At 55.6% G+C, this 22,511-nt stretch carries 17 protein-coding genes; 5 read left to right on the top strand and 12 right to left on the bottom strand.

What is annotated here, in order from left to right; genetic code table 11:
- The first annotated feature begins 184 nt into the window (after nt 1–184).
- Together WJU22_RS10045 and WJU22_RS10040 are read left to right on the top strand one after the other, a co-directional pair.
- Nucleotides 185–859 (top strand): UbiD family decarboxylase, encoded by a 675-nt coding sequence (locus WJU22_RS10045; protein ID WP_425165449.1) that lies wholly within the window; start codon nt 185–187, stop codon nt 857–859.
- Nucleotides 859–2,022 (top strand): UbiD family decarboxylase, encoded by a 1,164-nt coding sequence (locus WJU22_RS10040; RefSeq protein WP_425165455.1) that lies wholly within the window; start codon nt 859–861, stop codon nt 2,020–2,022. The genes WJU22_RS10045 and WJU22_RS10040 overlap by 1 nt, the downstream gene beginning before the upstream one ends.
- 75 nt (nt 2,023–2,097) lie before the next feature.
- On the opposite strand, the gene WJU22_RS10035 is transcribed toward WJU22_RS10040, so the two are convergent.
- From WJU22_RS10035 to WJU22_RS10015, 5 genes are read right to left on the bottom strand one after another with little or no spacing between them, the layout of a single operon-like run.
- Nucleotides 2,098–2,712: a hypothetical protein gene (locus WJU22_RS10035; protein WP_341843103.1), complete on the bottom strand. Its 615-nt coding sequence runs from the start codon at nt 2,710–2,712 to the stop codon at nt 2,098–2,100.
- 53 nt (nt 2,713–2,765) lie between these two features.
- Nucleotides 2,766–4,043 carry a DUF4302 domain-containing protein gene (locus WJU22_RS10030; protein ID WP_341843102.1) on the bottom strand — a complete coding sequence of 426 codons (1,278 nt, stop codon included), beginning with the start codon at nt 4,041–4,043 and terminating at the stop codon, nt 2,766–2,768.
- Between the two features lie 11 nt (nt 4,044–4,054).
- Nucleotides 4,055–4,954, bottom strand: coding sequence for a putative zinc-binding metallopeptidase (locus tag WJU22_RS10025; RefSeq protein WP_341843101.1), 900 nt, complete (start codon nt 4,952–4,954; stop codon nt 4,055–4,057).
- A gap of 31 nt (nt 4,955–4,985) precedes the next feature.
- Entirely contained in the window at nt 4,986–6,443 is a 1,458-nt protein-coding gene (locus tag WJU22_RS10020) for a RagB/SusD family nutrient uptake outer membrane protein (RefSeq protein ID WP_341843100.1), read from the bottom strand.
- Between the two features lie 11 nt (nt 6,444–6,454).
- Nucleotides 6,455–9,697 (bottom strand): SusC/RagA family TonB-linked outer membrane protein, encoded by a 3,243-nt coding sequence (locus WJU22_RS10015; protein ID WP_341843099.1) that lies wholly within the window; start codon nt 9,695–9,697, stop codon nt 6,455–6,457.
- A 614-nt stretch (nt 9,698–10,311) separates the two neighbouring features.
- Between WJU22_RS10015 and WJU22_RS10010 the strand changes: the two genes are divergently transcribed.
- From WJU22_RS10010 to WJU22_RS10000, 3 genes are all read left to right on the top strand, one after another.
- The gene (locus WJU22_RS10010) at nt 10,312–10,875 is read left to right on the top strand and encodes a Crp/Fnr family transcriptional regulator (protein WP_341843098.1); all 564 of its coding nucleotides are present in this window, start codon (nt 10,312–10,314) and stop codon (nt 10,873–10,875) included.
- A gap of 82 nt (nt 10,876–10,957) precedes the next feature.
- Nucleotides 10,958–11,380 carry an inner membrane protein YiaA gene (gene yiaA / locus WJU22_RS10005; RefSeq protein ID WP_341843097.1) on the top strand — a complete coding sequence of 141 codons (423 nt, stop codon included), beginning with the start codon at nt 10,958–10,960 and terminating at the stop codon, nt 11,378–11,380.
- A 137-nt stretch (nt 11,381–11,517) separates the two neighbouring features.
- A complete protein-coding gene (locus WJU22_RS10000) occupies nt 11,518–12,213 on the top strand; it encodes a CTP synthase C-terminal region-related (seleno)protein (RefSeq protein ID WP_341843096.1) in 696 nt (231 codons plus the stop codon).
- Between the two features lie 36 nt (nt 12,214–12,249).
- Here the strand turns inward: WJU22_RS10000 and WJU22_RS09995 are convergent, their stop codons facing one another.
- From WJU22_RS09995 to WJU22_RS09965, 7 genes are all read right to left on the bottom strand, one after another.
- Nucleotides 12,250–13,761: a redoxin domain-containing protein gene (locus WJU22_RS09995; RefSeq protein WP_341843095.1), complete on the bottom strand. Its 1,512-nt coding sequence runs from the start codon at nt 13,759–13,761 to the stop codon at nt 12,250–12,252.
- Between the two features lie 37 nt (nt 13,762–13,798).
- A complete protein-coding gene (locus WJU22_RS09990) occupies nt 13,799–15,331 on the bottom strand; it encodes a RagB/SusD family nutrient uptake outer membrane protein (RefSeq protein WP_341843094.1) in 1,533 nt (510 codons plus the stop codon).
- A 31-nt stretch (nt 15,332–15,362) separates the two neighbouring features.
- The gene (locus tag WJU22_RS09985; protein ID WP_341843093.1) at nt 15,363–18,815 is read right to left on the bottom strand and encodes a SusC/RagA family TonB-linked outer membrane protein; all 3,453 of its coding nucleotides are present in this window, start codon (nt 18,813–18,815) and stop codon (nt 15,363–15,365) included.
- Between the two features lie 226 nt (nt 18,816–19,041).
- A complete protein-coding gene (locus WJU22_RS09980) occupies nt 19,042–20,160 on the bottom strand; it encodes a FecR family protein (RefSeq protein WP_341843092.1) in 1,119 nt (372 codons plus the stop codon).
- Between the two features lie 67 nt (nt 20,161–20,227).
- Nucleotides 20,228–20,845: a sigma-70 family RNA polymerase sigma factor gene (locus WJU22_RS09975; protein ID WP_341843091.1), complete on the bottom strand. Its 618-nt coding sequence runs from the start codon at nt 20,843–20,845 to the stop codon at nt 20,228–20,230.
- Nucleotides 20,846–21,005: 160 nt separating this feature from the next.
- A complete protein-coding gene (locus WJU22_RS09970) occupies nt 21,006–21,902 on the bottom strand; it encodes an OmpA family protein (protein WP_341843090.1) in 897 nt (298 codons plus the stop codon).
- A gap of 200 nt (nt 21,903–22,102) precedes the next feature.
- Nucleotides 22,103–22,447: a hypothetical protein gene (locus tag WJU22_RS09965; RefSeq protein WP_341843089.1), complete on the bottom strand. Its 345-nt coding sequence runs from the start codon at nt 22,445–22,447 to the stop codon at nt 22,103–22,105.
- Nucleotides 22,448–22,511 lie beyond the last annotated feature (64 nt).

The following is a 22,511-nucleotide window of genomic DNA, read 5'->3' as shown; positions in this document are numbered from 1 at the left end:
ATTTTCTTCATAACGTTCGTTCCGGGCAACGAGCTTCTTTCAAAAGTAGGCATGCCCCGGGGAAAATCCCAACAATGAAAAGGAATTTCGCCGTCAGAACTGTCCTGCCCTGTCCTGACCGCCGGCCCGATTCTCCCCAAACTTGTTTAATTTTGGCGGGATTCAACATTACCGGCAATTACCCATGGGATATAAAAGTTTACAAGACTGTATTACGGACCTGGAAAAGCACGGGCACCTCGTGCGCATCAAACAGGAAGTGGACCCTTACCTCGAAATGGCCGCCATCCACCTGCGGGTATATGAGCACCAGGGGCCGGCATTGCTGTTCGAGAACATCAAAGGCAGCAAATTCCCCGCGGTATCCAACCTGTTCGGTACCCTCGACCGGTCGAAGTTCATGTTCCGCGACACGCTGGAAAAAATCAAAACGCTGGTAGACATCAAGGGAGACCCCGTCAAAGCCATCAAGCATCCTTTCAGATACCTGAACGTAGCCGCCACGGCGCTTTCCGCGCTGCCCATGAAAACCGGTAGCCGCGCGCCCATCAACTTCGGCCGCACCACCATCGGCGAATTGCCGCAGATCGTGAACTGGCCGATGGACGGCGGGCCCTTCGTGACCATGCCGCAAGTGTATACCGAAGACGCCGACAAGCCCGGCATTATGGGCGCCAACCTCGGCATGTACCGCATCCAGATGGGCGGGAATGAATATATCCAGGACAAGGAGATCGGGTTGCATTACCAGTTGCACCGCGGCATCGGGATCCACCAGGCTAAGGCTAACGCGAAAGGGCAACCGCTGAAAGTGAGCATTTTCGTGGGCGGGCCACCGTCTCACCCCTTTCCGCCGTGATGCCGCTGCCCGAGGGTTTGTCGGAAATGACATTCGCCGGCGCGCTGGGAAACCGCCGTTTCCGGTATTTCTACGACGATGAAGGCTATTGCATTTCGGCCGACGCGGACTTTGTTATCACGGGAACGGTGATGCCGCTGGAGAACAAGCCTGAAGGGCCTTTCGGCGACCACCTCGGTTACTACAGCCTTACCCATCCTTTCCCGCTCATGAAAGTGAGCCGCGTATATCACCGGAAAAACCCGGTTTGGTCGTTCACCGTAGTAGGGCGCCCTCCGCAGGAAGATACCAGCTTCGGCGCGCTGATCCACGAGATCACGGGCAATGCCATTCCGAAAGAGATTCCCGGCGTTCATGAAATCCATGCTGTAGACGCGGCGGGCGTACATCCGCTGTTGTTCGCCATCGGCAGCGAGCGGTATACGCCGTACCTAAAGGAACGCAAGCCCCAGGAAATCCTTACCATCGCCAACCACATCCTGGGCAGCAATCAGCTGAGCCTGGCCAAGTTCCTGTTCATTTGCGCGAAGGAAGACGATCCGCAGCTGCACACGCACGACATCGAAAAGTTCCTCCTGCATATGCTGGAGCGCATCGATCCCGCGCGCGACCTGCATTTTTATACCAACACCACTATCGATACGCTCGATTATACCGGCAGCGATCTCAATGCCGGCAGCAAGGTAGCCATTGCCGCGGCGGGCGAAAAACGCAGGGAGCTCTGGCGCGAACTGCCCACAGGGTTCGAACTGCCGCGCCCTTTCGCACAGTTCAAAATGGCTTTGCCCGGCGTGCTGGCGGTGGAAGCTCCCGCTTTTACCGACGAGCATGAAACGGCGAAACAAATCGCCCTGCTCGATGAACATCTCAAAAACCGGCAGCTGGACGGCCTTCCGCTGATCGTGCTGTGCGACGATGCGGGCTTTACGGCGGAGAATATCAACAACTTCGTGTGGGTAACGTTCACGCGGAGCAATCCATCCCACGACATGCACGGCATCAACAGCTTCATCCGGCACAAGCACTGGGGATGCACCGGCCCGCTTATCATCGACGCGCGCATCAAGCCGCATCACGCACCACCGCTCATTAAAGACGCTGCCGTGGAAGCGAAAGTGGACGAGCTGGGGAAGAAAGGCGGCGTGCTGCACGGCATTATCTGATCACCCATCCCACCAAAAATAAAAAACGGCTGATGCACAACGCACCAGCCGTTTCCATTTGTATTCGGGCGAAGGTTAGTCTTTCAGGTTGAGGTACTTCTGCACGGATTTGTAATTGTTCCAGTCCACGTCCGCACCAGCTGCTTTCCGCGCCGCAACGCCACCGGGGATGAGGATATACCGGTATTGCCAGACTTTCTCGTTCTGCGCGTTCAAACCGGTACCGGCATCGATATTCGAAACCAGGTTAACCGCTCCTACGGTAAACAAAGGCGTGATGTTCACAAAAATGCCGAAAAACGCAAAATCCGCCACAGGCAAAGGCATTACCAAGGGATTAGCGGCCGTCCTGAAGTTGATATATACCTTGATATCGCCTTTGGCAAGCATATCCGCGTCGATCTTCGGCGCGTTCATGCCACCAAAGAAAGTAAAGATGGTGTCGCCTACTGCCACCACGTTCGTATCTATTTCAGGGAACCCGACATCCAACCAGTCTGAATAAATGACGTTGGCCGTTCCGGGATCGCCTTTCGGGCCGGCGGGGCCACCCGGGCCAGCGGCGCCACCCGGGCCGGCAGGACCAGCAGGGCCTGCGGGGCCAGCATCTCCGTCTTTACCGCATGCGGCCACAAATAGCGCCAGTAAAAGTAATGGGACATATAAAACGCGGGGCATGTTCGTTTTCATAAAATCAGATTTTAGGTTATAAAATAGTTGCGTGATTTTAAACGATTCAAAGTTTAATACCAAACCATGTACGAAGTGGCGTCTGTTGCGTCTACCATGTCGAACTGGTGCGGGCCCGTCTGGATGAACCACCATCCGTCGGGGTTGAGGAATTTGACGGCGGTTTTCACGTATGCGTCCATGGCTTCGGGCGGCACATCCCCGAGCTCACCGAGAAATGGGAAAACGGTTTTCCCACCGGTAAAATTGGGCGTATCGGTACCGATCCCGAAATTCAATGCGAGGCCGCCCGATTCGAGGAAAACGAAACCGAAAATATCGTATTGGGAGCCGTATTGGAAGATGAGGAAGGCGAAATTCTCCAGCTTCCACAAACCGTAGGTATCCCACACGCCTTTGATGTTGAAGGAAGTCCCGCGCCAGTAGGTTTGCTGGGAAGCCTGGTACCAGCGCCTTCCCGCGTTAACGTCTATCACCAGCGGAGCGATGGCACCATTGATGGTGCCTGCCGTAGCGCCGTTGACGCTCAGGTTGAGCGTGGAACCGTTCCAGGTCATGCCCGACAGCCGGGAAATGGTATTGGCACCGTCTTGCAGGGGCTCGGTGAGGATCAATCCGTCTGCGGAATAATTGTATTCCGTGGTGTGCGACTGCGGGTTTCCGCCGCCGTCGCGCCAGGTGAAGGTGATGGTATGGAAGCTGGGATCGATGCGCACTTCGTATTGCCGGCCGCTGATGGTGAGGCGCTTGAAGTAATTGAGGATCTTTTTCGAAAGGTCCGCGATCCGCGCACCGCCGGCCCATTTACCGGATTGCCAGGCGTCCAGGTCGGCTGCGGAGGCTTTGCGCAGGGTCATTTTGGCGCCCTGTTGGCGGCCGGTCAGTTTGATGACGTCTGCCGTCACCGAATCCATCGAAAACTCGAAATCGCCGTTCAGCCCCACGCCTTCCGGCCCGCCGGAAATCGAATCTGCCGGATCGGAAAGGATGTGGATATAGGAATAGCTGTCGAACAGGAGCGACGGCTGCTGCAACGCTTTGAGGCGGAAGCTGCTTTCTTTTCTTACGGACGATGACGTGCCGTCGAAATCGGAGAACATCTTCACATGGTTGGCGTTGTCGAAGCTGAAGTGGAACCGGTAGGTAACGTTGTTCTTCGTGGTCAATTCGCCGTTCCAGCCGTTGGCCGAGGCGGCGAGAGTGGCCTGGTATTCGTTCAGCACGCGGTTGATGCGCTGGTCGGCCGTTTCCGAAAAAACCGGGTCCGGTTCCTTCCGGCAGGCGGCGAGCGTAACGGCGGCCAGTATGATACAGGAGAAAATTCTCTTCATGACGTTTCTTTTTATTTGATCAAAGCTACCAGTGCCGCGCGGGTCCGGGATTGCAGGTTATAGAAATTGACGCCCCAGCTGTTGCGGTAATATTCCACTACCATGGCTTCCTTCTGGCGGAGCAGTGCGCGCGCCGTTGCGGGCTGGGTACCGTCGCCCCCGGCCACGGTCACGTTGTTGACGAGCCGGTCGAAGCCGCTACGGCCTTCCGTCAGCATCGTGGCTACGATTTCCACGAAATCCTCGTCGGGGCCAGACATGGAATAGGCGGTGATGAACCCGCGGCGACGGGCTTCGTTATCCGTATAGTTCACCCAGTTGGCGGTATATTTCCCCACGGTAATGCGCTTGTAGTCGGGCGAGTAGGATACCGTTTGGTTCAGGATATGCCCGAATTCGTGCTGGATAGTGTGGAACATCTGTTTCACATTGGCGGAGTCGCCCGGAACGAACCCCGGCATCCAGTTCACCCGGAAATCGTTCAGGGTGTACAGTTCGATGGTGCGGCCACCTTCGGCGGTACCGAGGGTGATGGTGCCGTCCATATTATATTGGGAGCTGCCGACGAGCACGAAGTACTTGGGCGTATATCGTTTCACGAACAAGGCGCCCATTTCATCTTCGAACGGCTTGATCCATCCGCGGCGGATGGTGCTGAGCACGGGGATGATCTTGGCTTCGTGCGGGGGCACCAGCGCCTTGGTGGGGTCCAGTTCGCCCTGTTCCCATTTGTATTTCACGGTCATGTTGTAGGGCGTGGTCATGCTGTCGATGATCCAGGTGTCTACGGGCCCTTTCACCCAGTCGTCGCCCCCCAGTCCGGGGATGTTATCAACGTTGCCCGGGTCGTCGTCTTTACGGCAACCGGCGAACAAGGCGAGCAACAGCAGCGATATCGTTAAATGCTTCATTTGCATAATGGTTCGGGATTGAATGATTTGGTTAACGGGGATTTTGCGGAACGCCCGATTCTCCGGCCGATTGCGGTATCTGGAACAACCTGCGGGGATCGTTGGCGGTCAGACTATACGTTTTACCGTCGATCGTTTCGTGCACAACGGGGATGCGGTACCGGAGGATGTCGAACCAGCGCATGCCTTCCTGCATGAATTCCGCCTGTTTGAAATCCAGTACGGTTAAGATGATGCCGTCGCGGTCGGAGACGTTGCCATAATAATTCTTGATTTTCGGCATGGTGAGCGCATCGGCCGACGGATTGTAATTGTCGAAATGCGTGCTGCTGTAAGCGTTGAGGTCTTGCAGCGCACTGGCCGTATTATTGAGATAAGCGTTCGCTTCTGCGCGGTTGAAGAGCACTTCCTCCGTCGTAAAAAGCGGTACCATCACATAACCCGAGCCGATTTCCGCGTTCACGCTCTGGCGCACGAAGTACTCGTTCACTTTCGGGAAAAAGACGCTGGTAGTACCGCCGCTGCCGATGTAGGCCTGGTTCAGGAACGACCAGTCTGCCCCTACCACGTTGAAGTTGAAGTAATAAGAGAACAGGTTCCGGTTCAGACCATACCGGCTGCTGCGGATGCCACGTGCGTACCAGGACGCCGTTTCGCACAACAGCAGGTTGGCAGGTTCGGTCGCTTTGGCATAGGTCACCATCATTTCCTGCGCGGTAAACTGCAGGTAACGGGAATTCCAGGGCCGCAGCTTATCCACTACCGTTCCGTCAGAAAAAACGGCATTGGCGTGTTGCACTACTTTGGTGTAATCCTTCTTAAAGAGATAGAACCGTGCGGCGAAGGCGTTGGCGGCCGCTTTGTTGAAATGGTAGCGGGGTACGGAATATGTTTTTTCATCGATCAGCGGCAAACCTGCCAGCAGGTCTTTTTCGATCATTTCATATACATACGCCACCGTTTTGCGGTCGTATTGTTTCACTACTTCTTTTTCCGGTTCGGTTACATACGGAATACCGGCTTTGGTAGCCGCGGTAGCGGGATCGTAGATCTCGGAGAAGAAAGTCACCAGCATGAAGTGCGCATAGGCGCGGCACAGGAGCGCTTCGCCTTTCTGGGCCATGTAGGCCGAAGGGTTCGGTGCCTTTTCGCAAACCTGCAATGCTTCGTTGGCCGCAGCGATGGCGGTGTAGCAGGCGTCCCAGTAAAATTCGGGTGAATCCTGCTGATCGCTGCGGACGTCCGCAAAAGTAAACGGATCGAGAAATTCGTTATCCGTGCTTCCACCGCCCCTGTCGGTCACATTGTCTGACGACAGTTCGGCAAACACGACGTAACTCGCGCCGGGGTAAGCCGTGCCGAGGAGGCGAGACACCTGTTCCGGCGTGTTCAGTACCGCCCGGTTATCGGGCGGCTGTTCCAGGAACTTCTTGCAGCCTGTTGTGGAGAGCAGGGCGAGGAGTGCGTATATTTTTAAATGCTTTTGCATGGTCATTACTTTTAGATCCCAACTTTCAGGGAGAGCGTAAATTGTTTCTGCACGGGCTGCGCAACGCCGCCCGCGTTAAAGAATTCCGGGTCCTGGCCTCTCAGCTTCGGATCGGCATAGATGAGCCAGGGGTTGATGGCAGCGGCGGTGACGCTGGCGCTGTTGAGGCCGAGGCGGTTCAGCAGCGAAGGGCTCACCTGGTAGGAAAGCGACACCGTTTTCAGCCGGATCATATCTCCTTTGGCCACGCGCTCCGTGGAATAGTTGTAGTTATTGTACGGATACTCCCCGATCAGCTGGCTCTTTTCGAAGGCCCCGAGGATGGAAGGCACCCGGGTATACTTCTCGTCGCCCGGCATTACCCAGCGGTCTTTGAATTCTTTCGGGGTAGCCGTCAGGTCAGAATAGTTTTCGCTGAATGCGGGGTACAGGCGGATCGTGTTGCCGGCCTGGTACGTCAGGAAGATGTTCAGCGATAGCGATTTGTAGTTAAAGGTGTTGGAGAAACCGCCGGCGATGGTGGGGTCTACCGGCCCTTCATACTTCAGGAACCCGACGTTGTAATCCTGCAGGTAAACGGCTCCGGACACTTCGCCTTTCTCGTTGTTGAAAGTGGGCTTGCCCGTCCGCGGGTCGAGGCCGGCGAATGGGATGGAGAAGAGCCCCCGCGCAGGGTACCCTTCCTTCGCCCCGCCTTCCGCCACTACCAGGCCGAAGATATTGGGCCGGTTGCGCAGCCGCGTGATTTTCGTGGTGTTATATCCGAAGGTCAGATTCGTTTTCCAACCCCAATCCTGCTTCTTGATCACCTGTCCACCGATGAGGAACTCGATCCCTTTCGCGTCCATATCTGCGTAGTTGGCCGCTTTGAGCGACTGCCCGCCGATGCCGGAAGTACGTACGATACTGATCAGGTCGAAGCTCTGGCGCATATATGCATCGATGCTCACGTTGACTTTATTTTTGAACAGGCCGAAATCGATCCCTGCGTTGGTGGTGTAGGCTTTCTCCCAGGTCAGGTCTTCGTTCTCCAGTTCCGCCAGCACGATCACCGATTCCATTTCGTTCAGGTAAGGCCGGTTGGTATTGATATTGCGCAGCACGATGGTGGAATTGGTAGCCGGGCCCATACTCGCCGTAAGACCGTAAGAGGCGCGCACCGTCAGGTAATCGAGCCAGGTCAGTTCTTTCATGAACGGCTCTGCGTCAGCGTTCCAGGAACCAGCCACGCTCCAGGTGGGGAGCCAGCGGGCGCGGGACGAACTACCCAGGCGGTTGGAACCATCGTACCGGCCGGTTGCCGTCAGGTTATATTTCTGGCGGTAGGAATAGCCACCCGAGCCGTAGAATGCCACGAAGCGGTCGTAATCCCTGCTCATACCATAATACGGGAAATTCGCCTCCAGGGTTTGCTTCACGATGCGATAGTCTACGAACGGCACCCCGCCGTTACCATATTGATAACCGAACCCGGTATTGTTGGCGTTCTGACGGTCGGTGGATTTCACCTGCATACCTGCCAGGAGGTTCAGGGAATGCTTGTCGTTGATCGTTTTGATGTAGTTCAGGCTGGGACGGATGTCGTAATTGACCATCTGGTCTTCCGTCCGGTTATAAAAACCACCGTACGGCAGCACTACCACCGGTTCCGCTTCCGGATCGGCCGGGTCGCGGTAAAGGAATTTATTGTTGTTCCGGATAACGGAGGTGCTTGCGGCGCGATAGGCGTTGGCCATATTCGAGTTTTCCTTGATCTGGTGCTCCATCGACGATTTCACGTACCGCAGCGCACCCACGAAGTCCAGTTTCAGATCGTCGGTGATCTTGAAGGAGAAATCTCCCTGCAGCCGGAGGTCGGCCACGTTGATGTCGAGATAGTTGTTCTCCAGTTCGGTAAGGATGTTGAATGGCGCGTAGTTCCGCTGGAAGTATTCCCGATCGCCGTTTTCGTCGTACGGGGTCATCGTACGGCTGGCGTTGAGGGCGAAGCTGAACGGGTTGATGTCGAAATCGCGGTCCATCTGCCCCTGCACGGGGTTCGGATTGCGTTTGAGCGACCCCGGTGCGCGCTGCTGGCGAACGGAGGCCAGTGTGGAGAAGCCTACGGAAAAGCGGTCAGACAGTTTATAGTTGTTCCGGAAGTTCAGGGTGTACCGGCTCACGCGGTCGGCGATCGTCCAGCCGTTGTCTCCATAATAACTGGTGGAGAAATACGACTGCGAGCGGTCTGTACCGAAGGAGATGCTGAGGGAATGCTCCTGGAGGAAGTTATTCTTGAACAGCTCGTCGTACCAATCGGTATTGGCGGAAGCGTATCTTTTCAGGAAGTTCCGCCGGCCTTCGACGGTGTTGGGCACCTTGAAGTTCCCGTTGGCGTCGGCTTGCAGGCCCTGGTACATTTTGCCGTATACGCCCCAGTTGGCATCGTTGAGGCGTCCCACGTTCAGGAAGCCTTTCCTTTCCAGTTCGGCCAGCACCGACATCTGGTCGCCGGAGTTCATAATACTGTATTCCCCGTAAGAAGGCACGAGCTGCGTGCTGAAGTTGCCGGTGTAATTCACGACGGGTTTGCCGATGCGGCCTTTCTTGGTCGTGATCACCACAACCCCGTTCATGGCGCGGGCGCCGTACAGGGCGGTGGCCGCGGCGTCTTTCAGGATGGCGTAGCTTTCGATATCGTTCGGGTTGAGCCCTGCCACGGCGGAGCCGAGAAGCGTTGTGGGGTCGCCGGAAGAGAGCTGGTCGTTCGAGATATTCACCACATCTTCCAGCACCACGCCGTCTACCACCCACAGCGGTTTGTTGTCGCCGTTGATGGAAGTGGCCCCGCGCACCCGGATTTTGGGAGCGGAACCGAAGGTGCTGGAAACGTTCTGGATCGTAACGCCTGCGGCGCGGCCTTCGAGCATGCGGCTGAGGTCTGCCACACCGTCGATCTTCACGTCATCTGCTTTCAACGTGGTGGCGGCACCGGCGAACTTGCGCTTTTCCAGGTCCTGGAAGCCGGTTACTACCACTTCAGAGAGCTGGCCTTCCTGTTTACGAAGACTGATGTTCAGCGGCTGTCCGCGGTAAATAGCTACCAGCGGCCGTTTGCCGAGGAAGGTGAACCGGAGGCTGTCGCCATTGCGGGCGGCGAGCGCATAATAACCGTTGACATCGGAAAGTGTGCCCCTTCGGCTGACGAGGTTTTCCACGGTGACGCCGGGGAGGGGAAAATTTTCTTCCGCGTCCAGGACGCGGCCTCGGGCCATGGGAATGGAGTCCTGGTAAAAGGACGACCGTGGCGCGGCTTCAGCAGGTCTCGGTGCGACGGCCAGTAAAGGTAAAAGGAGAACTGCCGGGGACTTTTTCAGCCAATCCCGGACAATTGTATAGGATTCCATCATATGCATGGGTGTACATGATTTTAAAAAATTTCGATCTGGTTGATATGTCAGTCGCTCAAATTTCTATCTGCCCGGGGTGCTTCGACACAATGAGTTTAACAGACAATCAGGGGCGGTACTACATCATTGCAGACATAAGTTACGCAAATATTGTCAGGAAACAGGAAAATGCGACGGCTTTTTTAGCCCCCGGAAACCGAGCAAGACACGTTATTTTATTTCAACATATAACTTATGGCCAGCGATGGGCGGAAGCCAGGGGGATCATACGTGAAACATGGTACCACGGAGGTATCGGGCGGGTTTTGCGGAGGACCGGGGACGGGATTTCTGCCATAGGGAATAATGGTTTAGGCGTGCAAGTTAGTGCCTAATGTCTGCCATGCAAAGCATCCATCGTAAAAATCGTTTTTGCATAAGCGGTACATCGCTGTAATTTTATCAAGCCTGACCGACGGCAGGTGTAAAATTGTATTCCGATGGAACAGTTATTCGCGCATCTTTCCCAGTACCACCCCATCAGCGACGCGGCCCGCCAGGCAGCGGCGGCCTGCTTCCGGGAAGAGGTCCACGCCAAAAACGACATGCTCATCACCCAGGGCCAAGTCTGCCGCCGGTTGTATTTCGTGGAAAAGGGCTGCTTGCGCGGGTATTACCATCTGGAAGACAAGGAAGTGACGCATTGGTTCGGCTTCGAGCGCGACTTTGTGACCTCGTTCCACAGTTTCACCACCGGCCAGCCTGCGGTGGAGAACATTCAGCTGATGGAGGGGGCCGTGCTTTGGTCGGTTTCCCGGGAAGATCTCCTCCGGCTGCTCGACACCTACCATGAACTGGAGCGGCTGGTGCGCATTGCGTATGAAAAATACTACCTCCGGCTGGAGGAGCGTTATGTAAATTCCCAGTTCCGCACGGCAGCAGAGCGTTACGAGCAGCTGCTGGAACAGGCGCCCCACATCCTGGAGCGCGCGCCGCTGGGGTACGTGGCCTCTTACCTGGGCATTTCGCAGGAAACGCTGAGCCGGGTGCGGGGGCGCATTTAACATTTCCCGTTCTGTTTTTTGACGGATGTCAAAAGTCTGCAGGAAAGGGCGCCCTACCTTGGTACCATAAATCAACACCTTTATGGAAACTAAACAACAACAGCCCTCCTCCGCATTCGTAGCCGCATCCTGGATAGCCCTGCTCGCCGGCATGGTAGCCTACAACATCGGTTTGTGGAATGCCGCCACCATGCAGCTCAACGAAAAAGGGTATTACTTCACCGTGCTGATGTTCGGCCTGTTCGCGGCCGTTTCCGTGCAAAAATCTGTGCGCGACCAAATGGAAGGCGTCCCCGTTACCACAATATACTATGGCCTGTCGTGGTTCAGCACCATCCTTTGCATCGTGCTGCTGACTGTAGGGCTGTGGAACGCCGATCTCACCAAAAGCGAAAAAGGCTTCTACGCCATGTCTTTCGTATTGGCCATCTTCGGCGCCATCGCCGTGCAGAAAAACACCCGCGACGCGAAGTTTTTCCGCAACGAAGAAGAACCGAAACATTGATTATTAACCCGATATATGCGAAAACCCGGTCAAATGGCCGGGTTTTCCTTTGCCGTAAACCTGACCGTCAATTCCCCAATTTCAGTAATTTCAACATCGACAAACCATTTCAACCTACCCATTCAATCCTGAAGACCATGCAAATCGCCATCATCGGAGACTACAATGCGTCTTTCCGACCACACCTGGCCACCAACGAAGCCATCGCCCATGCGCTCCCTCACCTCGCCCATCAAATAGATTACAACTGGATTTCCACCGACAGGATCGATCATGAGTTCGACGACATCGTTCGCCGTTACCAGGGCTTCTGGATCGCGCCGGGAAGCCCGTACCACAGCATGGCCGGCGCTTTGCGGATTATCGAACATGCCCGGAAAAACAACATCCCCACACTCGGCACCTGCGGCGGATTCCAGCATATGGTCATCGAGTTTGCGCGGAACGTGATGGGCATCGCCGATGCGGAACACGCCGAATACGACCCCTACGCGTCAAAACTCGTCGTGAACCCGCTCAGCTGCTCCCTCGCCGGACAAACCCTCCAGATCGACCTTCCCATCGAAAATTCCCTCACCCGGAAAATCTACGGAACGGGCCAGATCAACGAAAAATACTATTGCAATTTCGGCCTCAATCCCGATTACCAGCAACAACTGCACGACCTCGGGTTCCGCATCACGGGAACGGACAAACACCGGGAAGCCCGCATCCTGGAGCTTCGCGATCATCCTTTCTTCATCGCCACGCTTTTTGTTCCGCAAGACAATTCCACCGCTGCCAAACCGCATCCGCTCGTGCTGGCGTTCCTGAACAGCATTTCCGGGAAATAAAAAAGCCTCCCGGTCCGGGAGGCTTTTTTCAGCTTGTTATTTATCCAGTAATTCGTTGATCATCAATTCCAGCGTCCGGTGGTTGTGCTCGTCTGTCCGGAAGTTCGAGAAAACGATGTTCCCTTCCTTGTCGATGAGGTAATTGGTCGGAGCGCCGCGGGCCACGAGGTTTCCGCGTTTGGTGGGCTCGTCGCGCACGGGCGTGAACGAATAGCCGCTTTGATTGATGAAAGGCACCACGTAAGGGTCCTGCTCATGTGCGATGTTGATCCCGATGTAGGCCAGCTGGTCTTTTCCGTATTTCCGTACTACCGCTTCGAAATGCGGGAATTCTCCGCGGCAGGGGCCGCATCCGGGAAACCAATACGTTACCAGCACCACTTTCCCTTTCAGATCGGCCAGCGAAGTTTTACCGGCGGTCATGTAGTTGTCCAGCGAAAAAGAAGTAGCGGGCTTGGCGGTGGATTTGCGCACTTTCCAAACGTCTGCCTGGATGGCGTCGTTGTTTTTCCCCAGTTTGCCGGCGTATTTTTTCATGAGGCCGTACACTTCGTCGGTAGGGTCTACGGCGTAATATTTCAACAGGCTGTCGTACGATCCGGCCGCATTGCCCATGGCGTCGTTAGCGAGGGCGATTTCCTTGAGCAGCACGGTTTGCGAACTGCTGTAGCGGATTTTCGGCGCGGAGTTCAGCATTTCGATGGCATCGGCATGATTCCCTTTGGCCATCAGGATACGGCCTGCGAGCACCTTTTCAGCGACCGACCTGTTCTGCAGCCATTGTTTGTTTTCGCGCAGGGAATCGTTTTGCAGCATTTCGTTGGCGAGCTGCTGCGCTTTTTGCGCATCGTTGGGAAGCAGGTAGCTGAAATAGCTGGTCATGGAGCCGGATGCCCAGGAAGATTTTCCGGGATCGAACTGCCTTCTCGACTGTTCCCACACCTGCACTTTCACTGCGGCGTTGGTAGAACGCTGGGCCAGCCAGTAGAGCGCCTGTGCGCCTCTTTCCGTTCCGGGGAAACGGTCGGGCATGGAAAGCATGAGGTTGTGGTGCTTGGCCGAATCCACATCTTCATGCGAGCTGGCGTAGTAAAATGCGAAGTTGGCGTTTTTGGGGTCCGATTCGGTGGCTTTGCGCAGGTATTCGCGGCCGGCGGCGAAATCGCCCCATCTTTCAGCGTCTATCCAGAGCATTTCATACGTTTCTCCGTTTTTCGGATCGAGCTGGATCACTTTCTCCAGGTAGGGCTTGGCAGCGGGAAGTTCCGCGTCGTACAGCGCCAGGGCGAATGCGAAAGGGATTTCCACGGATTTCGGGTGCGCTTTGATCCATTTGTCGTACTGCGCCTTCACTTCGGGGTTTTCCACGCCGGCGAGGTAAATATAATCTTCATGCGCTTTCGCGTTCTTGAAGTTTTTTTCTACCGCTTTCCGTGCGGCGGCGATTTCGGCAGGCGTTCCTTTTTTCTTTTCAGGAACCGGCCCCTGTGCGTGGGCGTTTATGGTTTGTATACCGGCGATGGCCAGCAATATGATGAGTTTTTTCATGATGGGTCTGATAATTTATTGGTTATGGAACGATGGATCAATAAGTGTTTTGAATGATGGCGCCGTTGCTGGCGATGATTTCCGTTCTCGGCAGCGGCGCTGCGAAGCGGCGGCTCCCTTTCGGCAGGGAGTACATGATCTTCGGCTGATCTTTCTGCACCACGGCGGAATTGTAAGGATAGAACTCCCGCGTGAGCGACACATCATCATTCGGATAATTGTTGTTGTTATACCGGCGAATGTCGAACCAGCGCTGCGCGAACGGCATTTCGCGGCGGCGCTCCTGCAGTACCTTGGCGATGGCATCGTCGTCGGAAGTGGCGGAAAGGTTTACCCAGGCCCCGGGCTCCATGCGCTTGGCGCGCAGCTGGTTAACGGCCGCCATGGCGTCTCCCCGCTTGCCGGTGCGGGCCAGGCACTCGGCCTTGATGAGGAGCATTTCGGCAACGGTGGGGCCGTTGAGCATACGATCCTTATAAAAGCAGACATACCCCGGGTAATCGTATGCCGGCTTGATCATGCCGCGGTCGTAGGAATAGCCTTCCACGATATGGTAACGGTAGCGGAGGTCGTGATCTTTGTCGTAAAGGTCCAGCAATGCCTTGCTGGGGATGAACCACCAGCTGTCGATGCCGAGCACGCGCAGGTAGAGGGTTTCCTTCCAGCCCATGAGATCGGTCTGATCGCTCTGGTTATCGTGGGTGTACGGGTATTGCAGCGTAACGGTTTTGGCATCGGGCGTACCGGCGTTCACGGTCAGGGTTTGCGTTCTGCCGTAGCGCATGTCGGTATTGTAATCCATCATGGTGCTGTACTCGTCCAGCGCGCCCTGTGCAAATTTCAGGGCTTCGGCGTAGTTGCCGCGGGTGAGGTGGTACCTGGCGGCGAAAGCTTTCACGCCGGTTTTGCTGGCGCGCCAATGCCGGGCGCGGCCGTTCTGCACGAGGGCCACATTAGTTTTGAGGGCTTCCGCGAGGTCGGACTCGATCTGCTGGTACACTTTCTCGATGGGCGCGCGGGCCATGGGCTCGTCGAACGAGGTAGACAGTTTGATGGGCACGCCGGGCTCGTTTTTCGTGGCGTCGTTGTACGGCAGCGCATAAGTGTTCACCAGCTGGAAGTAGCTGTAGGCGCGGATGAGATGCGCGTCGGCCGCAAGCGAGGCTTTCTGTTCCGCTGTGCCGGAAACGGTTTCCAGGAGGCTCAATACCATGTTGGCGGTGAAGATCTTCTTGTATTCGTTGGTCCAGAAAAGCTCCCGGTTATCATCTGGCAGGTATTGCCAGTCCCACGTAGCGAACTGGACAACCGCCATGTTGAAAGGCGTAGGCGTTACGGCGTACATTTCCGCCAGAATCCCATAGTCATCGGTGCTGATAGACGCGGACCGGTTGGTTTCGGTGATGAAGCTGTTGTGCGCATTCAGGAGTGATTCCAGTTGCGCAGCGGTTTTTACTTCCAGCGCGGAAGTTTTGCTGGGGCGCTCTTCCAGGAATTTGTCGCAGGCCGTCAGGCCCAGGGCGCCGCAAATCACGGCGGTTCGGAATATATGTTTGAATTGGATCGTCATTGTGAACAGATTTTACATCAAAAAAAACAGGTTAGAGACTGCACTTGATACCGAGGGTAACCGTGGGCTGCGGACGCATATTGCCCATCGGGTATTCGGGATCTTCCTTCGCTTTGTTCGCATACACGGTGAACAGGTTGTTCCCCTGCGCAAAAATCTGCACCTGCTGGAAGCCGATCTTAGCCAGCTTCGCCTTGTCGAGATTGTAGGTGAGGTTCACTTCCTGCATCCGGATATGACCTGCGTTTTCCACCAGGTAGCTCATGTAGGGATAAAAGCGGTCCCAGAAATAGTAGCGGTCTTCCACATCGTTCTGCGGCAGCGGCACTACCTGTTGCATATCGCCGTTCAGCACGCCGGCATACTTGCTGTTGGGCAGCACGCGGCTCCATACGGAAGGATAGTTGAAGCTCATCCGGTCGAACACGTGCCCGAATTTCCCGGTCACGATGAAAGACAGGTCGAAGTCATACACCCGGAAAGTATTCATCACGCCCAGCGTATACGGCGCCACGGTGGTACCCATGTTCTGCAGGTAACTGCGGCCGTCGCCCGGCGTGAAAGCGAAGAAATTGTACAAAGTCCCCTTGTCGCCATATACCATCGGCTGGCCGTCGTGCACACCGGCGTAGCGGTAGCGCCAGATATCGTTGGCGTTGGCGCCCTGCACATAGGAGGCCGATCCGCCGTCTACCAGCGTATAAGCGGAATAGTTGGCGATGAACAGCTTCTCGATGCGGTTTTTGTTATACGCGAAATTCACGTTCCCCTGCCAGCTGATCCGTTTGGCGATGCGCTGCTGCGTACCGATTTCCAGTTCGATGCCGCGGTTGCTGATCTCTGCATTGTTCAGTTTCTGGGTAGTGGTACCGTTGATGGCCGGGATCGTCACCTGCGCTACCTGGTCTTTCCCATACTTATTATACACATCGATCTTGCCGAACAGTTTGTTGCCGAACAGGCCATAATCCAGCCCGAGGTTCCAGGTGGCGGTTTTCTCCCAACGGAGGGAAGGGTTGCCGAAGCTGGAAATGGTAGCCGTGTAATCGTTGGTAAACACGTTCGGAACGGCGCCGATGGCGATGAGCGGCTTGAAGGAAGTGGTCCTGTCTTCGTTGCCGTTGTAACCATAAGTGGCGCGGACGTTCAGGCGGTTGACGAATTTCACGTTTTCCATGAAACGCTCGCGGTGCGCCGCCCATCCCAGACCGGCCGACCAGAACGGAGAATACCGGTATTTCGGATCGTCGGCGATGATGTTGGACGCATCCGTCCTGAAGCTTCCCGAAACGGTGTACCGGCCCCGGTAAGTGTAGGCCAGATTGGCGAAAGAAGAGAAGTAGCGATTGGTGTTGTACGCGAAAGTGCTGCCGTACGGAATGGTGAAATTATTCCCCAGCCAGTTCTGGATCGTTTTGAACGTTCCGCCCGGCCCGTTCGGGAAAATCCCCGAAGTCAGCGTTTCATCGTTATACCCGTACGTGATCGGGCTGCCGAAGAATTCCGTCACCTGGTTGGCGATTTCCACACCGGCGATCACATTCACTTCATGGTCCCGTTTGAAAATATTGTTATAGTTCACGGAGTTCCGCCAGTTGTATGCCTGCGTCCGGTAACGGTTCTGCTCCAGGATGCTGCCTTTGGCGATGTTCGGCGTCAGCGCGCCGGTGTTCTGATTCCACGAAGTCGCTTCGTTGATCCGTTTGCGCACGGCGAACGTGTTCTCGTTGTTGAGGTTGCGGACGAAGTTGTTGAAAATCTCGTACTGGAACTTGCTGTCGAACGTGAGCCCCTTCATCAGTTTGAAGGTAAGCCCGCCCATGAAGCGTGCGTTCAGCTGCGTGCGGGTCCGTTTGCGGTTGTTGATTTCCTGCACGGGATTGTACGTCCAGTCTGCATACGGGAACCTGCCGGTGGGTACCGACCGTTCCAGGATGGGCATATAATATTGCGCGATGTTGGCGTACGACCCGTCGGGGTTCAGGAGCATTTCGTAGGGGGTGAACTCCTGGATGTCTGACAGCCGTATGCCGCTGGAGTCCTGTTTATTGTAATGCACCATCCCGCCGATACTAAGGTCCAGCCATTTGGTGAGGTTGGCCACGGAGCGGAAGTTGAGGAGGTATTTCTGGTATCCGGTGTTGCGGAAGTTGGAGTTATTGTTCTCGAACAGCAGCGAAACCATGTTGGTCATTCTGCCGGTGGAGCCCGACAGGCTGAGGTTATACTGCTGCGTGGTGGGGTTATCGAGCAGCAGGTCGCGGATCTGGCCTTTGTTGCTCTGGCGGCTCAGCTGGGCGAGGATTTCGTCGCGCTTCGCTTCTGAAATGATGCCGAGGTAATGCTCGCTGAGGGCGACCAGGCCGGGCGACCATGCAAACGTAGCCTCGTCTACGGAGCCGGAATTGATCTCGGCGCTCCATTTGTTGAAGGCGCGTTTTTCATAGTCGATCGTTTCGGCGGAAGTGGCCAGCGGGTTCACGTAGTCGAGGTCCATTTTGCCGCCCATTTTGGTGAAAGCGGAAAAATCGATCCGGAGCGGGGTATTGCGCTGTCCTCTTTTCGTTACCACCACAATGACGCCGTTGGCGGAACGCGCGCCCCAGATAGATGCGGCGGCCGCGTCTTTGAGGACGGTGATGCTTTCCACGTCGTTGGGGTTGATGGTGTTGAAGTCGCCGTTGATGGGGAAACCGTCTACCACTACCAGCGGGGCGGCCGTGGCATAGAGGCTCGATTTGCCGCGGATTTCGAACGTGGGGTTGCCGTCTACGTCCAGCTTGGCCTGCACGCCGGCCGTGGTGCCGATGATGCGGCTGCCGATGTTGGTGGAAGGCCGGGCCAGTTGTTCCTTGTCGATATACCCGAACGATCCCGTCGCACGTTCCTTGTTCAGTTGCTGGAAACCGGTGTTCACCACGGTTACGGTGCCCAATGTCCGCGCGCCTTTCATCACCACGCTGATCGTTCTGCGGCCGTTTACCGGTACCACCTGGGTTTCCAGGCCCACATAACTGAACACGAGGTTCGAATTGCGGCTGGGAACGTTGAGGGCGAATTCTCCGTTCTGACCGCTGAAAGTGCCGCCGCTGGAGCCTTTGACGGAAATGCTCACACCTTCGAGCGGCTCCCCGGAAGCGTCCGTGACGCGACCTTCCACGCGGACCATCTGGCTGATCGCGCGCCGGTCGGCCACCACGATCATATCGTTTTCCAGCATCCTGAAATCGAGCAGGGTGCGGCCCAGCGCGTGGCTCAACACTTCAGACACGGCGGTGTTCTGCACATCTATGCTAACCCGGTAATTGCGGGGGATGACGTCGTTGGAAAAAACGAACCGGTAATCCGTTTTCTTCTCGATCGAATTGAACAGTTGCTGAACGGAAACATCATTCAGTCTCAAAGTCACTTTAGTGTCCTGCGAATAGGTGTTCGCACTTACGTGAAGGCAAGCCATCACCGTAAGGATAATGGTTAGTTTCATACACATCAACAATTTGACAGGCACCCATGGCGCCCCCTTTCCCCAGCCTGGAAGTTGGTTTTTTTGCATACTTTCGTACAGGTTTAAAGTGAATAAACAGGAAACAGGTTACCGCGTCAACAGTGTGCCTGTCTCCCAGCTTTTACCGGGGGGAATGCGTCACCATTCCCCTTTTTTTATGTCTTGATGCAGGGCAGCAGCGCGTCACCGCTCCTTCCCTTCCATCCTACGGATGCAATACCACGGTATGGTCGTCTTCGAACCGGAACCGGAAGCCCCTCGATAACTGCAGCACTTCGAGCACCCGCTGCAGGGTTTCCTTGTTGAAATGCCCCGTGAAGCGGTACCCGCGCAGTTCTTCGGATTCGAACCGGATCTGCACGCCGTACCAGCGTTCCAGCTTCCGGGCAATGTCCCCGAAAGTGTCGTCGGCAAAAATCAGCCGGTTGTCGACCCATGATAGTTCAACAATTGCGCTGTCGTGTGGAATGTGTGTGAGAGAGTCGATAAGATAGTGGCTCCCGGCTTTTTTCGTATCTGCCTGCCGGGGCGTTAATGGTTGAATGTCCTGAATCTCTTTATGCCTGGCGATCACCAGTTTTTCTTTCGGTTGGAGGTACACCTGGTGGCCGGCGCGCGTGTCTATCCGCACCCGCCCCCTGATCAGTGAAGTCTCCACCGTCTCGTCGTCTTTGTATGCTTTTACGTTAAAAGCCGTGCCCAGCACGGTTATATCCATGTCTTCGGTATGGATCACGAATGGCGAAGACGCGTCTTGCGCGATGTCGAAAAACGCTTCGCCGTCCAGTGTGAGCGTGCGCTTCCCTTTCTGGAAGCCATCGTCCAGCCACAGGGTACTGGCGGCGTTGAGCACTACCTTCGTACCGTCCGGCAACTGGAAAGCCTTTCGCTCGCCGGGTTTGCTGGCGTATATGGCCGTACTCCCATCCCCCGCTCCCGCCGCAGGCGCATCTTTCCCGGCCTGCATCCACACCATCGTGAGCACCAGCCCCGTGAGCGTGGCCGCCACGGCGAGCGTGTACCACTTCCAGCCGTTGGCCCGGGTTACCGGCCGCAGCTGCGGCGCCTGCATCCCCGGCCTGATCCCTTCTGCCAGCAAGGCGTCCGTGAACCGGCGGTGATGGCCGGCGAATGTTTCCGCATCCAGCCCGCCGTTCAATCGCAAATAAATCACTTTGGCGGCCTGCACCAGCTCCCGCTTCTCGGGATGCGCGGCCAGCCACTGCTTCCAAAACCGCACTGCCGCCGGGTTCGTTCCGGTGCAATACTGCTGGAAAGACTCATCCATCACCAGATCTTCCGCCTTATGCCGCAAGTAATTCATTCCGCTCTTTACCCTATAGAGGAGCAGATCACATCGATTTACTATGAAAATGTTAATTTTTTTTCCGCTATTGCAAAATCAGCAGCAATGCCGCGGAGATGAGGGCTTCAATGGGTAGCCCCGATTGCTGTACATGCCCCTTCAGCTCGTTCTTCAACTGTTTGAGGGCATCGTGTATAATATTATAGGCGGTCCGCTTGGTAATGCCGCAGGTGAGGGCGATGTGGTCGTAGTCGAGATCATCGAAGAATTTCATCCGCAAGAGCTGCTGCTGGCGCTGCGTGAGTCGGCGGAAAGCGTGGGAAAACGCCTGGGTGAACGCATCGTTCCCTTCGATGGCCGTGAGGTAATCTTCATGCGACCATTCGGGCTCCTGACCATCCGGAACTGCCAGGTGGCGCTCCTGCCGCTTCTTCCCGGAAGCGATCTCGTGCATGATCCGGCGATGCAGGCAGGTAATGAGGTATGCACGCACATTGGCGACCTCGGGCAGCGTGTGGCGCTTTTCCCAAAGGTCGAGCAGCACGGCGGTAAAGCAATCGTTGGCGAGATCGCGGTCGCCGGTGAGTTTTACCCCGTAATTGATCAATCCTATGTAATGCAGCTGGTATAAAGCGGACAATGCATCCGTATTCCCGTCCCGTAGCTGGTTCCAATACTCCTGCGTGTGCAAATTCCCGGTCATGCTCGTTAGTTGGTTGATAAGGGGCGGATGAATCGCTTCTAAAAAGATGTTACCAAGGTAAGGCATTAAGCCGGATTTTGCAACCGGGCCGGTGTTTGCCGGTCGGAAATAAAAAAGCCCGCGCTCTTGCGCGGGCCTGTAAAAAGTTCGTTTACCGGGATCAGGAACCCGTTACCGGTTGGCCGGTCGGAGATACCGAATCCGCTTTTTCCGGTGCCTTGTCGATCAGCTCCATGAACTGGTCGAGCTTCGGCGTGATGATGATCTGGGTGCGGCGGTTGCGGGAACGTCCTTCTTCCGCGTCGTTGGACGCGATGGGGTTGTACTCGCCGCGGCCACCTGCGGTCAGCCGTTTGGGGTCCACACCATAAGTGGTCTGGAGGGCCTGTACAACAGACGAAGCGCGCAGGGCGCTGAGGTCCCAGTTGTTGCGGATGTTTTTCTGACTAATGGGCACATTGTCCGTATTACCCTCGATCAGCACTTCGTAATCGCGGTAGTCGGTGATGATTTTCGCGATTTTGCTGAGCGTTTCGCCGGCGGCGGGAGAAATTTCGTAGCTGCCGGAGCGGTAAAGCATTTTGTCGGACAGTGAAATGTACACGACACCTTTCAGTACCTGCACGTCCACATCACGCATTTCTTCGCGGCTGAGGGAGCGGGTCAGGTTGTTGGTGAGCACCATGTTGAGGGAGTCGCTCTTGTTCTTGGAGTTTACCAGTTGCTGGATGTAGCGGTTGGATGCGTTGATCTCGTCTACCAGTTTGGAGATATTCACATTCCCCTGGCTGGAGGAGTTCAGACATTTGTTCAGCGCGTCCTGCAGGGAGCGAAGGCCGGCGCGCTGCTGCGCGATCTGCTCTTCCAGGCTGCGCACACGGGTGGTGGAGCCGGTCATTTCGCGCTGGCAATCCTGGTACTTGTCGTTCAGTGCCTTGTAGTCGTTCTGTAATTCACCGTAAGTGCCTTGCAATGCGGCGAACTTCTTGTTGCTGACGCAACTGCTGCCGAAGATGGCGATCGCTACGACCGCCGTCGATATTCCTATAATTTTCATACAAAAGGATTAAGATTCATATTGTTACAAAGGTTGTACCATACTCTTCGGTACGGTACATTTTACTAACAATCAGGCAACAAGAAATGTTCGACAGCCGTAATGTGTTAGAAAACCGCGATATGTAGCAGCAGTTCCCACGGTTTCCCGGGGTGCGTAGGCGGGTGAGCATGCCGGTCTGGAACCATTGATGCTTCGCTTCAATGCCAATCATGCCCGCAAAACCGGCATTGCTTTGCCAGCGGGGTGCGCGCGATCTTCCGGCACGACGAACAATAATTTAATTCCAGTTCATCGCGATGTTCGGTCCAGATCCGTCTGGCAACATTGCTTCGAAAGGCAGGATAACCATCCGCCAATAACGCCAGCACCGCGGGATCCTGGCTGATCCATCCCATTTCAACGGCCCTGTTACGGACGCTTTCGGAACTCCCCGCATTCACCTGGACGTTATACGTTTTCCATGCTTTCCCTTCCTCCGGCGTCCAGAACGAGGAACAATAATTAAAGATGTAGTCTTCCAGTTCAGGGTACATGTCGTTCATCCTGCAAAAATTTGATAACCTATGCGATCACATCCAAATATACTCAAATCCACATTCGCTGCTT

The sequence above is a fragment of the Chitinophaga caseinilytica genome (assembly GCF_038396765.1).
Classification (GTDB): Bacteria; Bacteroidota; Bacteroidia; order Chitinophagales; family Chitinophagaceae; genus Chitinophaga; species Chitinophaga caseinilytica.
This window is presented reverse-complemented; position numbering and strand designations above follow the sequence as displayed.